The 14,237-nt window shown below is 60.0% G+C and carries 12 protein-coding genes; 8 read left to right on the top strand and 4 right to left on the bottom strand.

From position 1 onward, the window contains the following. Window positions 1-61: 61 nt before the first annotated feature. Window positions 62-1,348, top strand: coding sequence for an acid phosphatase (locus ACLI1Q_RS09055; protein WP_239275171.1), 1,287 nt, complete (start codon window positions 62-64; stop codon window positions 1,346-1,348). Window positions 1,349-1,392: 44 nt separating this feature from the next. Here ACLI1Q_RS09055 and ACLI1Q_RS09050 read toward each other — a convergent pair whose 3' ends face one another. Next, on the bottom strand, window positions 1,393-2,610 hold the full coding sequence (locus tag ACLI1Q_RS09050) for an acetyl-CoA C-acetyltransferase (protein WP_411696963.1): 1,218 nt from the start codon (window positions 2,608-2,610) through the stop codon (window positions 1,393-1,395). A 9-nt stretch (window positions 2,611-2,619) separates the two neighbouring features. Then, entirely contained in the window at window positions 2,620-3,393 is a 774-nt protein-coding gene (locus tag ACLI1Q_RS09045; RefSeq protein ID WP_023029078.1) for an IclR family transcriptional regulator C-terminal domain-containing protein, read from the bottom strand. A 116-nt stretch (window positions 3,394-3,509) separates the two neighbouring features. On the opposite strand from ACLI1Q_RS09045, the gene ACLI1Q_RS09040 reads away from it, so the two are divergent. Both ACLI1Q_RS09040 and ACLI1Q_RS09035 read left to right on the top strand, forming a co-directional pair. Beyond that, window positions 3,510-4,253 carry a CoA transferase subunit A gene (locus tag ACLI1Q_RS09040; RefSeq protein ID WP_239268587.1) on the top strand — a complete coding sequence of 248 codons (744 nt, stop codon included), beginning with the start codon at window positions 3,510-3,512 and terminating at the stop codon, window positions 4,251-4,253. Beyond that, window positions 4,253-4,894, top strand: a complete 642-nt coding sequence (locus ACLI1Q_RS09035; protein ID WP_005278126.1) for a 3-oxoacid CoA-transferase subunit B — start codon at window positions 4,253-4,255, stop codon at window positions 4,892-4,894. Before ACLI1Q_RS09040 ends, ACLI1Q_RS09035 begins: the two co-directional genes overlap by 1 nt. Window positions 4,895-4,967: 73 nt before the next feature. On the opposite strand, the gene ACLI1Q_RS09030 is transcribed toward ACLI1Q_RS09035, so the two are convergent. Beyond that, complete coding sequence (locus ACLI1Q_RS09030; protein ID WP_239275169.1) at window positions 4,968-6,314, bottom strand: MFS transporter; 1,347 nt, start codon at window positions 6,312-6,314, stop codon at window positions 4,968-4,970. 425 nt (window positions 6,315-6,739) lie between these two features. On the opposite strand from ACLI1Q_RS09030, the gene ACLI1Q_RS09025 reads away from it, so the two are divergent. The 4 genes from ACLI1Q_RS09025 (at window position 6,740) to ACLI1Q_RS09010 (ending at window position 11,319) form a co-directional block, all read left to right on the top strand. After that, window positions 6,740-8,296, top strand: coding sequence for a pyruvate carboxylase (locus tag ACLI1Q_RS09025; RefSeq protein ID WP_239268583.1), 1,557 nt, complete (start codon window positions 6,740-6,742; stop codon window positions 8,294-8,296). A 2-nt stretch (window positions 8,297-8,298) separates the two neighbouring features. Further along, window positions 8,299-8,856: an acetyl-CoA carboxylase biotin carboxyl carrier protein gene (gene accB / locus ACLI1Q_RS09020; RefSeq protein ID WP_411696962.1), complete on the top strand. Its 558-nt coding sequence runs from the start codon at window positions 8,299-8,301 to the stop codon at window positions 8,854-8,856. 17 nt (window positions 8,857-8,873) lie between these two features. Further along, the gene (accC, locus tag ACLI1Q_RS09015; protein WP_005284133.1) at window positions 8,874-10,250 is read left to right on the top strand and encodes an acetyl-CoA carboxylase biotin carboxylase subunit; all 1,377 of its coding nucleotides are present in this window, start codon (window positions 8,874-8,876) and stop codon (window positions 10,248-10,250) included. Between the two features lie 145 nt (window positions 10,251-10,395). Next, complete coding sequence (locus tag ACLI1Q_RS09010) at window positions 10,396-11,319, top strand: DMT family transporter (RefSeq protein WP_239268579.1); 924 nt, start codon at window positions 10,396-10,398, stop codon at window positions 11,317-11,319. Between the two features lie 73 nt (window positions 11,320-11,392). On the opposite strand, the gene ACLI1Q_RS09005 is transcribed toward ACLI1Q_RS09010, so the two are convergent. Then, the gene (locus ACLI1Q_RS09005; protein ID WP_239268577.1) at window positions 11,393-12,445 is read right to left on the bottom strand and encodes a PDR/VanB family oxidoreductase; all 1,053 of its coding nucleotides are present in this window, start codon (window positions 12,443-12,445) and stop codon (window positions 11,393-11,395) included. 449 nt (window positions 12,446-12,894) lie between these two features. Here ACLI1Q_RS09005 and ACLI1Q_RS09000 point away from each other — a divergent pair, with 449 nt between their 5' ends. After that, entirely contained in the window at window positions 12,895-14,208 is a 1,314-nt protein-coding gene (locus tag ACLI1Q_RS09000) for an oxygenase MpaB family protein (RefSeq protein ID WP_284771583.1), read from the top strand. Window positions 14,209-14,237: the final 29 nt, after the last annotated feature.

The raw sequence follows: 14,237 nt of genomic DNA, 5'->3' as shown, positions 1-14,237 counted from the left end.
TTCCTTAACGTTAGCTGGTTAGTGTGCAGAGGAAATCACTTCTAGCTGAAAGTTGCGTTATATGACCCGTATTTTCAATCGTGGTGTTTCGCGTCGAGTACTTGCTCTCGGAGCGGCCGCCAGCTTCACCGTTGCTTCCTTTGCACCCGCTGCGCAGGCGGGTGAGCTTTCGTCCAAGGTGCCGCAGGTACAGGGATCTAGCAGTGGATCCAGTATCGGCCCCTCTCCAGTGCAGCACCCAGGCGCGCCGGTTCCTCAGCCCTTTGGTGTGGACTATCTGGCAGGCTTTGAATCCGATATTTCGTCCTACCAATTTGGCAACTATTGGCAGGTTGTCCGCGAGTTTGACCAGATTAAGCACCAGCCTGAGGTCCTTGAAGAAAACATGGATAAGGTAGTGGCCATTAACAATGCGGCTGCCGATGACCCTGAGCTGATCGCCCGTGCGCAATCCGATGCCAAGGCAAGCTCCGGTGGGATGCTCGAGGCCATTTCTGACTCCATGGGGGAGAGCCTAGGCGGCGCATTCCGCGAGGCCTTGGCAGAGCATCGACTGCCAAAGACTCAGTACCTGCTGGGCAATGGCTACGCCGCCCGTGCTGGTGGACTGGCTAGCTCCACCTTCGCAGAAAAGTACTACTTCCGCTATGACCGCCCATTCGTGCAGGCACCCGATGCTATTAACCGCTACGAAGACGAGTCGAAGGATCTCTATTCCACTTCGCCGGCTTTCCCTTCTGGGCACACTAACCAGGCAACGTGGATCACCACTTTGATGGCTTCTATGCTTCCGGAGGTAGGCCCGCAACTAATGCTGCGCGGCGCCGAAGCAGGAAACCACCGCGTCGTACTGGGTGTGCACTACCCATTGGACGTCATTGGTGGACGCATGACCGGTCAAGCTGCGGCGGCGGATCGCTTGAACGATGACCGCATGCGCGATGCATTGCAGCAGGCTGCGCAGGAAATTCGTGAAGAGATTCAGTGGCGTACGGGCAAATCTGTAGAAGAACTCGTCGCACAAGATAGGGCCGATGGTAAGGAATACCGATCCACTACAGATGCTGTAGACGAATACACGGATTTCTTGGATTATGATTTCACTCCAAGCAATCCGACGGATGCGTCGATGGTTGTGCCGCAGGCCGCCCCGGTACTCCTCGCCGCTTCCCACCCGGACCTGACTCCGGAACAGCGCGCCGAGGTGCTACGCCAGACCGCACGCCCTGCCGGCAATCCATTGGATTGGCAAGGCAAGGACGGCTCCTGGCAGCGGCTTAACGTTGCCCGTGCCATGGCGGCGCAAGTCAACGTCAATGCAGATGGCAGCGTGAGCGTCCAAGGCTAGCTTGGTCGCCCGCCCCGAAACCGCCTAGGCCCTCACTGCGAGGACTAGGCGGTTTCGATTATGGCGGCAAGGCCCTGGCCGCCGCCGATGCACATCGTAACCAGCGCGCGCTTGCCGCCGGTGCGGCGCAGGTGGTGCGCGGCGGTAACCACGATGCGGGCACCGGTCGCTCCCACTGGGTGGCCCAGCGAGATGCCGGAGCCATTGGGGTTCAAGCGAGGATCTTCGGGGGAAATACCCCACTGATCTAGTACCGCGAGGGCTTGGGCGGCAAAGGCCTCATTGAGCTCGATGAGATCGAGGTCATCGAAGGTGAGATCGAGGCGGTCCATGACCTTGCGGGTTGCCTCAACCGGTGCGATGCCCATGCGCTCTGGCTCCACGCCGGCAAGCGCCCAACCCTTCAAGACCACCATCGGCTCGAGACCAAGCTCGTCGGCCTTGTCACGGGTGGTAACGAGGACGGCGGCGGCGCCGTCGTTTTGACCGGAGGCGTTACCCGCGGTCACCGTGGCCTCGTCGTCCTGCTTGCCCATCACCGGGCGGAGCTTGGATAGCTTTTCCACGCTGGAATCAGCGCGCACGTGTTCATCCTTGTCCACGATGATGGGATCACCCTTGCGCTGGGGGACGGAGACGGGGACGATTTCGGTATCGAAAAGCGCCTGCTCCTGCGCGCGGGCAGCGTTGTGGTGGGAACGCACCGCAAGCTCATCCTGTTCCTTGCGCGACAGGGAACGCTCGCGGCGGAGGTTTTCGGCGGTTTCGATCATGCCGCTGGGGATGGGGTGGTTTTTACCACCGGCGGTTTCGCGGGCCTCCTGGAGGCGATCGCGAAAGACCATGTTTCCGCCCTTCGCACCCCAGCGAATATCGCCGTCCACGGTGTACTCGGTGCGCGACATGGATTCGGCACCGCCGGCGATGACCACCTCGGCCGCGCCGGTGGCGACGTGGGCGGCGGCGGTGACGATGGCTTGCAGGCCGGAGCCGCAGCGGCGGTCGAGCTGCATGCCGGTCACGGAGACGGGGAGGCCGGCATCGAGGGCGGCGACTCGGCCCAAGGCAGGCGCAGCGCCGTTCGGGGAGGCTTGGCCGAGGATGATGTCATCGATGATGTTCGGGTCGATGCCGGATTCTTCCACGATGGTGGATACCACCAGGCTGGCCAGATCCTGGACGGGGACGGATTTGAGCGCGCCGCCGTAGCGGCCGACTGGGGTGCGCTTGGGGTAGCACAGGACAACGTCTTGAGTATGCATGGATTCTCCTTAGGAAATTTCGGTGGTAGTGAGATCGTGGGAAATGGCCGCGCAGGTAGTGAGGAGCTCGGGGAGGAGCTGCGCGGTGAGATCTTGGGTGGAATACACGGAGGTCTGGGTGGAAATATTGATGGCCGCCACAGCGCGCCCGGTGCGATCCCGGATGGGAACGGCGATGGAGCGCAGGCCTATTTCTAGCTCTTGGTCCACGATGACCCAGCCGCGCCGTCGGACCTCGCCGAGGCGGGCCCGCAGTGCATCCTGGGATACCAGGGTATGCGGGGTGACCTGCTCGAGCGGAGCGGTGGTGGCGAAGTACTCATCCAGCTCCGCCGGCGTTAAATCGGCGAGCAGCACCTGGCCCATGGACGTGGCGTGCGCCGGGAAGCGCGTACCGATGGTGATATTGGTGGACATAATGCGGTGAGCGGCGGCGCGGGCGATATAGACCACGGTGTCGCGGTCGAGCACGCTCACGGAGCAGGACTCATCGAGTTTGGTGGATAACTCCCTCAAATGGGGCTGGGAAATATCCGGCAGTCCCAAGCTCGATAGATAGGAGTAGCCCAGTTCCAAAACGCGCGGGGTGAGCCAAAAATCCGAGCCATCGGTGCGGGCGTATCCTTCCGCGACAAGCGTGTGTAAAAAGCGACGTGCGGTGGCGCGCGCTAGGCCTGTGACCTCGGCAACCTGGGCCAGTGTTTGCCGCGGGCGTTCGCCATTAAACGAGTGAATGACATTGAGTCCGCGGGCTAATGATTGCACTACGGGGGTATCTGCCACGGTGTGTCCTCCAAGCTATTTTTAGGGTTAAGTGTCCCAGGTCTCTTCAGTGTACCCGATCGTGTTCGCATTCTGAACCCTTGTGCTGTCTGTGAACCGCACGTAGTCTAAGGCCCATGTTGAATAAAGTCATAGCCTCAGTAGAGGAGGCCGTCGCGGATATCCCGGACGGTTCCTCCATCGCGGTGGGCGGATTCGGCCTTGTGGGTATTCCAGCGCAACTCATTGCCGCGCTGCGTTCCCAAGGCGCGAGCGAGCTCACCATCATTTCCAATAACCTCGGTACGGATGATTTCGGCCTTGGCCTACTACTCAAGGATCACCGCATCGCCCGCTCCATTGGTTCCTACCTGGGAACCAATAAGGAATACGCGCGCCAGTACCTCGAGGGCGAGCTTACCGTCGAATTTACCCCGCAGGGCACCCTGGCAGAGCGCATGCGCGCCGGTGGCGCGGGCATTCCGGCCTTCTACACCAAGGCTGGCGTGGGCACGCCGCTTGCCGATGGCGATATCCCCACCCGCTACAACCCCGACGGCACCATCGCGGAGACCTCCGCACCGAAGGAAACCCGCGAGTTCAACGGCGAGCTCTACGTCATGGAAGAAGCCCTTACCCCGGACTTCGCCTTCGTCCATGCCGCCCGCGCGGACCGCTTTGGCAACCTTGCCTTTAATAAGACCGCGCAGAACTTCAACCCCGATGCGGCCAAGTCCGCCGATGTCACCATCGTGCAAGCGGAGCAGCTGGTTGAAGCGGTTCCGCCCGCAGAGGTGGATGTGCCCGGAATCTACGTGGACCGCGTAGTGGAAGTGGGCAAACAAGAAACCGGAATCGAATTCAGGACGGTGAGCAAGTAATGACCTGGTCACGCGAAGAAATGGCGGCACGCGCCGCACAAGAACTGGACAATGGTGACTACGTCAACCTGGGCATCGGCATGCCGACGCTCATCCCGGGCTACCTGCCAGAGGGCCGCGAGGTGGTCCTGCATTCTGAGAACGGAATCCTGGGCGTTGGTGCCTACCCTGAAGAGGACAAGGTTGATCCGGAGCTCATCAATGCCGGTAAAGAAACCATTACCGAAGCCCCAGGTGCATCCTTCTTCTCCTCGTCCGAGTCCTTTGCCATGATCCGCTCCCGCGCCATTGACGTCGCGGTGCTCGGTGCCATGGAGGTATCCCAGTTCGGCGACCTGGCCAACTGGATGATTCCCGGCAAGATGGTCAAGGGCATGGGCGGTGCGATGGATTTGGTGCACGGCGCCAAGCGCATCGTGGTGATGATGCAGCACGTATCCAAGCACGGCGATTCCAAGATTCTGGCAGAGTGCCAGCTGCCGCTGACCGGCGCTCGCTGTGTGGATCTGATTATCACCGACCGCGCTGTATTCACCGTGGACGAGCTGGAGGGCCTGACGCTTATCGAGGTCGCCGAGGGTGAAACCGAGGAGTCCATCCGTGAGGTCACGGACGCACCCTTTAAGGTAGCGCTCGATTAATTAGTTGTGGACGTGAAAATCGCCGCTTCCCGGGAGAGACTGGGAAGCGGCGATTTAGTGTTTCGCGGGTGGATTAGACATCGCGCAGGTCCACGCCCTTGGTTTCAGGCAGAATGTACATGCTGATAAGCGTCAGGATGCACAGTGCGACGACGTAGAAGCCAGAAGCCCAGGTAAGGCCGTGGGCTACGAACCACTGGTAGATATACGGTGCGGTACCGCCGAAGACGGCAACGGACAGCGAATAGGCCAGGCCGATGCTGCGGGTGCGCTGGGCGGTGGGGAAGACCTCGGACATGATGGAGGACAACAGCGCGCCGCCGGCGGCAACGATGACCACACCGACGGTGGAGGCCACCAGCAGGGTCCATGGGCGATCATCGATGAAGTTCATCAGTGGGATCTGCAGGATGGCTAGGCCGATGGCGCAGATGTAGATCACTGGCTTGCGGCCGATTTTATCGGACAGGCTGCCCCACAGCGGTAGGGCAATGAGACCGGCGGTCTGTGCGGCCACGGTGACCCAATAAGCACCCTGAATGGACATCCCCTCGTGGCTAATGGCGTAGGTGGAAACATAGGAGGTCCACGTGTAGTGCGAGGCCGTAACGCCGGAGACCATACCCACGACGAGCAAGATATTCTGCCACGCCGGGCGGACAACAGAGGCAGGCTTTTCCGAGTTCACGGACTTCTTGGTGCGCTTCGGAGCCTCAACGGTGGGCTCGGCGCTATCGATTTCCTGGAAGTGATCCGATTCCTTCATGTGGCGGCACAGGTACAACGCAACCAACGCTGCGGCGGCACCCAGGAGGAACGGAATGCGCCAGCCCCAAGCGCCAATCTGCTCGTCCGTCAGGACCAGTGAAATGCCGCCACCCAAGACGTAGGCGATGACCGAGCCGCCGAAGATGGAGACATAGACCATGGAACCCCAGCGGCCGCGGTGGGCGTTCGGGGCGATCTCAGGGATGTAGCTATTGGCAGCTGCGGATTCACCACCGTGTGCAAACCCCTGTAGCACGCGGATGAAGAGCAGGCCGACGGAGGCCCAGATACCAATGGATTCGTAGGTGGGCAGCAAGCCGATGAGGACCGAGGCGCTAGCCATCATGATGATGGTGGTCATCAAGACGGTCTTGCGGCCGCGCTGGTCGGCGATGTGGCCAAAGACGATGCCGCCCAGCGGGCGGACCAAGAAGCCGACGGCGAAGACACCGAAGGTGGCAAGCAGTGCGGAGGCGTTATCGCCCTTGTCGAACATCGCCGCGGCGATGAACGGGGCGAAGACCGCATAGGAGCTCCACTCGTACCATTCCAGGACCTGGCCGGTCAGGCTGGCTGCGAGGGATTTGCGGTCTGTTTTTGTCGCGCCCGATGACTTAGTGGGCGTGGGGCTCGGCGGGGCGGTAGAAGTCATTGTTCCTCCTAGGTATGGGTCCGAAATGTTGAGAAGGATATTACGCACATCACACTTCGCTTAGACCGCGATGTAGGCCACGAAAGCGGCAGCGCTACAGGGGCTGATTTGGTTACCGACTAGAAAGTGCATGTCGTCCACCACTTTTCAGGGGGAATGCCCATAAAAACTCGCTGTTCACTAAGTGAACGGTAGTGCGCACTGTGACCCCGTATAGGGGTATTTGTATAAATTCTTTGCCGTGACGAGCTTGGAATTCGTAGGAAAAGGTCATTTTTGGCCGGAATTCCGGCGCTGAAAATTTAGGTGTGGTGTAGCGTGTGAGCCACGACACGGAAGGTTCTCGAAGAGTCTTGAACCACCAAAGTGAACCATCACTGTGAACCAACCGAGTCTTTCCGGAGCCACACCCTAAGGAGGGATTTATGACTGCTCTTAGTCCCGAGGAACTAAGCACAGAAGGCCTCGCCGAAATCATGGCCGCGGGCGGACGCCCGGCCGATAGCGAGCGCAAGATCAACATCATCGATACCACCCTGCGTGATGCGCACCAGAGCATCTGGGCCACCCGCATGACCACGAGTCACATCCTGTCGCTGTTGGATGACATCACCAACGCCGGTTTCGAGCACGTGGACTTGGTAGCGCCCATCCAGTTCGACGTGTCCGTGCGCTACCTCAAGGAAGACCCGTGGGAGCGCGTTCGCCTCGTACACGAGAACGCCGCGCCGGGCACCAAGTTCCGCGCCCTGATTCGTTCCAAGAACCTGGCCTCCTTTGACTTCCTGCCGGATGACGCCATCTTGAACTGGACCGAGCGTCTCTACGCCAATGGCTTCCGTGTGATCGGTTCCTTCGATGGCTTGAATGACATCGACAACATCGACCAGGGCCTCAAGCTGGCTAAGGAACTCGGTGCCGAAACCTTCGGCGCATTGTCCTACTGCTTGAGCCCCGTACACACCGATGACCTGTACAAGCGAAAGGCCACGGAGCTGCTCGAGCGCACCGATGTGGACCGCATCATGCTAAAAGACGCCGGCGGCCTGCTTACTCCGGATCGTTTGAAGACCCTCATCCCGGCGATCCGCAGCTCCATCGGTGACGTCCCGCTCGAGGTACACACCCACTCGCTGACCGGACTGTCCCCGCTGACCTACCTCTACGCTGCAGAATTGGGCGTGGACTCCATCCACACCTCCATCGCCCCGCTGGCCAATGGCCCGGGACAGCCGGCCACCCAGGCCGTAGTGCGCGATCTTCGCGCACTGGGCTACACGGTGGACGTTGACGATGAGCGCATCGATTCCGCCAGCGAGCGCATTCAGGAAATCGCCGATACGGAAGATAAGCCAGTTGGCGTTCCGCGCGCATTCGATGGCCTGCACTACATGCACCAGCTGCCCGGCGGCATGCTCACCAACTTCGAATCCCAGCTGGAAACCGCTGGGTTGGGTGACCGCTTCGAAGAGCTGCTGTACGAGGTCGCACGCGTGCGCGAAGAGCTCGCATACCCCATTATGATTACGCCGTTCGCCCAGTTCGTAGGAACCCAGGCCGTCATGAATGTGACGACGGGTGACCGATACTCCGTGGTCCCGAACGAGATTAAAAAGTACGCCTTGGGCTACTATGGCGAGCCGCTCGCCCCGCTGGACCCAGACGTGCTGGAGAAGATTATGGCCAACGGTTCCTCCGAAATTACGGAGGAAATCCCAGAGCTCAAGCCGGTTCTGCCGGACCTGAAGAAGGCCCACCCGGACGAGGACATCGACACCCTGTTGCTGCGCGTGATGTTCGCCGGCAGCCAGGTCGATGAAATGAAGCGCTTCGTGGCCGAAGGCCGCGGCGGCGAGGGCGAAGGCGTCAAGGGCGGCGTCCTTACCTCCCTGGTACAGCAAATCTACGACTCTTCCGATACCACCGACTTCCACCTCAAGACTTCCGATTTGGAAATCAACCTCACCAAAGGAGAAAAGTAACCATGACTGATTCCACCAACTTGCACGACCTGAAGTCCCTGCTGAAGTGGGCCAACCTGTCTGATGACATCCAAGAGCTGCAGATCAAGTACGGCGACGTCGAGCTCGCGATGTCCCGCACCCCAGGCGGCCTGAACCGCCCGGCACCGGCTCCGGAAGCCGCTCCGGCCGCAGCTCTAGCTGCCGCACCAGCACAGGACGCAGCCCCAGAGGCCGCCCCAGCCCCAGCCGCTGAGCCAGAGTCCAAGCCTGCTCCGGCGCAGGAGGAAGCTCCGAAGGAAGAGGCAAAGGCCTCCGGTTCCGGTGAGCCGTCCGCAGAAGGCGAGACCGTGAAGGCTCCCATGGTCGGTACCTTCTACGCCGCTCCGAAGCCTGGCGCAGATCCGTTCGTCAAGGTGGGCGACGAGGTTGAGGTTGGCCAGGTGCTGTGCATCGTCGAGGTTATGAAGCTGATGAACAACATCGAGTCCAAGGTTGCTGGCACCGTGAAGGAAATCCTTGTAGATAACGAGGACGCCGTGGAGCACGGCCAGCCCATCATGGTCATCCAGCCGAAGTAATCGACCTGGAGGAAAATATGTCAGATCTACTAGGTAGCGTGCTCATCGCTAACCGCGGTGAGATTGCGCTTCGCATCATTCGCGCCTGCAAGGAATTGGGCATCAAGTCCATCCTTACTTATTCCGAAGGCGATAAGGACTCCTTGCCGGTAAAACTCGCTGATCAAGCAGTGTGCATCGGCCCGGCGAATGTTTCCAAGAGCTACAACAGTCCCGAGCTGGTCATCTCCGCAGCCATGGCGTACAAGGCAGATGCCATTCACCCGGGCTACGGCTTCTTGTCCGAAAAGCCGGACTTTGTCCGCATGGTGGAAGAAGAAGAGATCGGCTTTGTTGGCCCTTCGGCTGAGCACATTGGCTTGATGGGTGACAAGATCGCGGCTAAGCGCATCGCCAAGTCCGCCGGTGTTCCCACCGTTCCGGGCTCCGACGGCGTGGTCACCGAGTTCGACGAAGCGCTTGAGGTTGCCCATAACACCGGCTTCCCGCTGCTGATTAAGGCGGCCGCCGGTGGTGGTGGACGCGGTATGCGCGTCGTGGAATCCGAGGACACGCTGGAAAAGGACCTCAACGAGATCATGAATGAGGCTGAGTCCGCGTTCAATGACCCGTCGGTCTACATCGAGCGTTTCTTGACGGATATCCGCCACATTGAGATCCAGGTGCTGGCCGATGGCGAAAACGCCGTCGCCCTGGGCGAGCGCGACTGCACCTCGCAGCGCCGCAACCAGAAGCTCATTGAGGAAGGCCCTTCGCCGGTGTTGACCGATGAGCTGCGCCAGGAGATGCAGGAAGCCGCGATTAACCTGTGTAAAGAGGTGAAGTACAAGAACGCCGGAACCATCGAGTTCGTCTTCGATAACACCGAAGATAAGTTCTACTTCATCGAGATGAACACCCGCATCCAGGTGGAGCACCCGGTTACGGAGATGATCACCGGTGTGGACCTCATCAAGGAGCAGCTGCGCATTGCCTCCGGGCAGAAGCTATCCATCACCCAGGATGATGTGGAGATTCGTGGCCACGCCATCGAGTGCCGCATCAACGCCGAGGATCCGAACCAGAACTTCGCGCCGCGGCCGGGCAAGATCGAGCACTACCGCGTGCCAGGTGGCTTCGGTGTGCGCATGGATACCCACATCGAAACGGGCTACACCATCCCGCCGTTCTATGACTCCATGGTGGGCAAGCTCATCGTATGGGCAGAAGACCGTGATGAGGCCATTACCCGCATGCTGCGCGCCATCGACGAGCTGCAGGTAGAAGGCGTTGTTACCACGGCGCCATTCCAGGCCATGCTGTTGGACAGTGAAAAGTTCCGCAGTGGCGAGTTCAACACTGGTTACGTTGCCAAGTTGCTGGAAGGCACCGACTCGATCCCTACGGATGACTAAACTCGGCTCCTTCTAGCGAGAGAGTGCAGGTTCCGCTTTTGCCGGCCTGCACTTTTTTGCATTTTAAGCCTCTAAAATTACATCTCTATTTAACGCCTGGTTCCAGGCTTTGCTTAGACCTAAACCTGTGGGGGAAGGAAAAACAATGTTGGTTATTGCCGCCATGCTGGTCGGCGCCATCGTGCCGGCGCAAACGGCCATTAATACACGACTGCGCGAGTCCGTGGGCTCGCCCATCGCCGCCGGGTTCTTCTCCTTCATTATCGGCTTTGCCGTCTCCGCCATCCTTGCGCTGATAGTCACCGGTGACGCGATACCGGACCTGGCGCTGGCGGCCGCGCAACCGTGGTGGGTGTGGCTCGGCGGCTTTATGGGCGTGGCCTTCATCGTGGGAAATATCCTGCTCTTCCCGCGCATCGGCAGCGTAGAAACCGTCATCCTTCCCATCCTGGGACAGGTGACGATGGGCCTTATTTATGATCTGACCGGCCTTTTCGAATCCCCCTTGGTTCCCGTCGGCCCGCTGCGCATCCTCGGCGCCCTCATCGTGGTGGGCGGCATCGCCTTGGTGCTAGAAATCGGCCGGGGCGCTGCCACCACGCGCGCGCAAGCCACCGGGCTTTCGCTGTGGCTGTGGCGGGTCTTCGGCGTGCTCATCGGCATGGGCTCTGCCACCCAAACCGCCGTCAACGGCTACCTGGGAGGCGCGTTGCACAGCCCCATGCCCGCCAGCGTCATTTCCCTGGGCGTCGGCGTGATCCTGTTGGCCCTGCTCACCCTGGGCTGGAAGGCACCCCGCCGTGCCCTTTTGAGCGGTATCGCCCCTGGGCCCTGGTGGATGTGGCTCGGCGGTGTGCTCGGCGCGCTTTTTGTGGTTGGTGGAGCGACGCTTTCGCCCATGATCGGCACTGGCACGACGGTCATCGGCTCGCTGGTGGGCTCAATCATTTGCGGCCAGGTCATTGAATCGCTGGGCTGGGGCAATGCCAAGCGCGGCCTGCCGCCGGTCCACCGCATCATCGGCCTGGTCTTGGTCATCATCGGCGTGATTATGGTGCGCGCCCTTTAGGGCTGTGCCGCGCTTGCCGATACCCCCTTTATTCCCCTTCGCTCCCACTCCCGGCTGGGACCGGAGCGAAGGGTTATTGCCGCCAGCGCTCTAAGGTGAGCTTGGGGCTTAGTGCTCGGGAGACGCATGGCGCGAAGGCGCCCTCGGCATACATTTGCGCGTCATAGACGGAATCCCGGTGGTCTGGCTCGCCGTCAACCACGCGCATCAGGCAGGTGCTGCACGTTCCTTCCAGGCAGCGCGATTTTACGGGCAGATCGAGATCCTCGAGGACCTCTAGGACCGTCTTATTCTCTGGGATTTCTACCGTCTCTCCGCAAAATTCTACTTCGAACGGACCGTCGCCGGCCCCGGCGTTTTTCTCACCGGATAGCGCTTGTAGATCGGGGTGGAAGTTCTCCCAGTGAAAGGCGTGCTCGGGCAGGTAGTCGAGTGCGATTTCTTTGGCGGAATCCATAAATCCTTGCGGACCGCAGACATAAAAGGCCGTCTCCTTTGGCGCCTGGCCCAGCAGGTGCCGGTAGATATCTGCTTGCTTCTCGCGCGGGCGGCCAAAGACCTCGATGAGTTTATCGCCGCAGGTTTCGCGCAATTGCTCGAGCAGCACCGCGTGGTGGCTATCGCGCGCGAAAAAGAGCACTATATACGGTTTGTTCTCGCGCTCGAGGGATTGGGCCATAGAGAGCATAGGGGTAATGCCCACTCCGGCGCCGACCAAGACGTAGTAGCCGGCGTCTGCCACGAGCTCGAAGTTATTAAATGCCTGCGAGATCTTAAAACTATCCCCGTGGCGCAGTTTGAGCATCGCAATCGAGCCACCCGTGGAGTTTTCCTCGCGCTTTACCGCGACGCCATACGTTGGCCGTTCCTGTTGGCCGGCAGGAGGGGAGGAGATGCCGGTCAGCTCAAAAACCGAGTACTGGCGGGTAAGCATCTCACCGTTGGCTCCCGGGAGGGTGATATCGACGTGGCAGCCGGGGGAGTAATCCGCGAGCGGAGCATCACCGTCCAGTGAAAACGCGATGACCGAAAGGTCATCGGCTACGGCGGTGACGTTGTGCACCGTGGCGGTGGTGGAGGGGACATCGGCAAGCTGGGGCGCGGGTTGAGAAGGAGAAGTAGGCATAGGGGTGAATAGACCTCACTTTCGTGACTGTAGTTCAGTGCCAATTCACTGCATGTAATGCACATCATGGTACAGCCTGGAGCGAGATACAGGTTACAAATGCGTTCGCATAGCGGACAGATGTACGGCTGGTACACCTATATGGGGTGAGCAGGCAGAAGGTTTGCAAAATCTGCCAAGATGGCCATTTTTGCTATTTGCGCAGGAGGGGATAGGTGCTGTGAAGGCGGGCGTAGTAGCGGCGTTGGTGGCCAGAAATTTCCCAGAAAATTGGATTCAAAATTCATTGCGGTCGCGAGCAAAGTCTCTATAGGCTTACGGGCACAGCTAAATGGTGAACTACGCCACATAAACAGGAAACGTGTGTGGTGTGGCACCAAGATTGGAAAGGTTGTTTACTCCCCATGACTGCTCCTACTGATACTCGGACTGAACCTAAGGTTCTGCCCATGTCCGATAATCCCTATGAGGATTTCCGCTACTTCTACCGCGATGGCATGGACCTGCGCCCGGCGCCGAAGCGCCGCGTGGACAAACCCGGCTGGTCCACCCTGCGCCACAATATTTTTGACCACTGGCACACCGTTCATGACGAGTGGGAAGGCTACGACACCCAGCAGACTCGTTTGCTCGATGATCACATGTGGCAAACTGATGAACTGGGTGCCGCGTTAGCAGAATCTTTCCGCCGCGATGGTGCCAAGGAATCGCGCACAAAGTTCGAGCAGGCGCTGAATGGAGGAATCGAGACCGTCGAGGACCCATCGCCAGAATTGGTGGCTTTCTTCGAGCAGGTCGATAACATCCCAGACTGGATCGACCTTGAAGCCGCCGAGCGCGGGCGCGTTGCCTACTACAACGCCACCCCGAGCGCGGACCTTCTCACCTTCAACTTTGGCTATTGGGCCACCACCATGGAAGACCGCACCTCTGCGGCCACCGGTGAGACGGGCATGTTTGAGTTCAAGGCCATGCAGCGCGCGCTGGAGACCTCCAAGTTCTTCGTGGACTTGGGCAAACAGGACGTATTCGACCGCTTTGGCGAAGGCCGCAAGGCCGCAGTCCACGTCCGCCTGCTGCACGCCCAGGCTAACCGCGGGCTGGAAAAGCTTTGGGGCAAGGAACACTACAACGAATTCGGCCGGCCGATTGGCTCTAGCTTTTTGGTCTCCGGTGAAGGCTGGTTCGCGCTCATGCCGCTGGCCATCGACGAGCTTTTCGGGCGCCCGCACTCCGGCCAGGACTGGGACGATGTCGCCCAATACTGGGCATATGTGCTGTACATGATGGGCGGCGAAGAACGCATCATCCCCAAGACCGGCGATGAAATGCGCAAGATGACCGATTTCATTTACGCAAACGGCGGGCGCTCTTCCACGTACCACCAGCGGGTGGCCACGGCACTGATGTCCATCGTGGAGCAGATGAACCCGGACCTTCCGCTGGAAATGTTGGGTTCGCTGGCAACGCTAGTGGGAGAAGAAGACACCAAGTTCATGGTGGAAGGAACCCGCTGGGCCGATATGGACTTTTCTCAGGCAGCCAAAGACTTTGAGGCCAAGGCGCGCGCAGAGGCAAAGGAAGCCCGCGAAGCCGATGAAAAGCCGGGCGCGGAGGAATACAAGAAGCACAACGCCGCGCAAGGGCGCCCGCTGTGGATCAATGCCTTGGAGGAAGTGCAAGAGCACATCAACAACCATGAGCCAGACGTCAAGGCCGAGTGGACCCTGCACGATGACTCCAAGGAAGCCCGCCGGAACTAGCCGCTGCGCCCCACAGCTAGTTATCAAGG

Origin of the sequence: Corynebacterium limaceinasi, assembly GCF_046717465.1 — a bacterium.
Classification (GTDB): domain Bacteria; phylum Actinomycetota; class Actinomycetes; order Mycobacteriales; family Mycobacteriaceae; genus Corynebacterium.
This window is presented reverse-complemented; position numbering and strand designations above follow the sequence as displayed.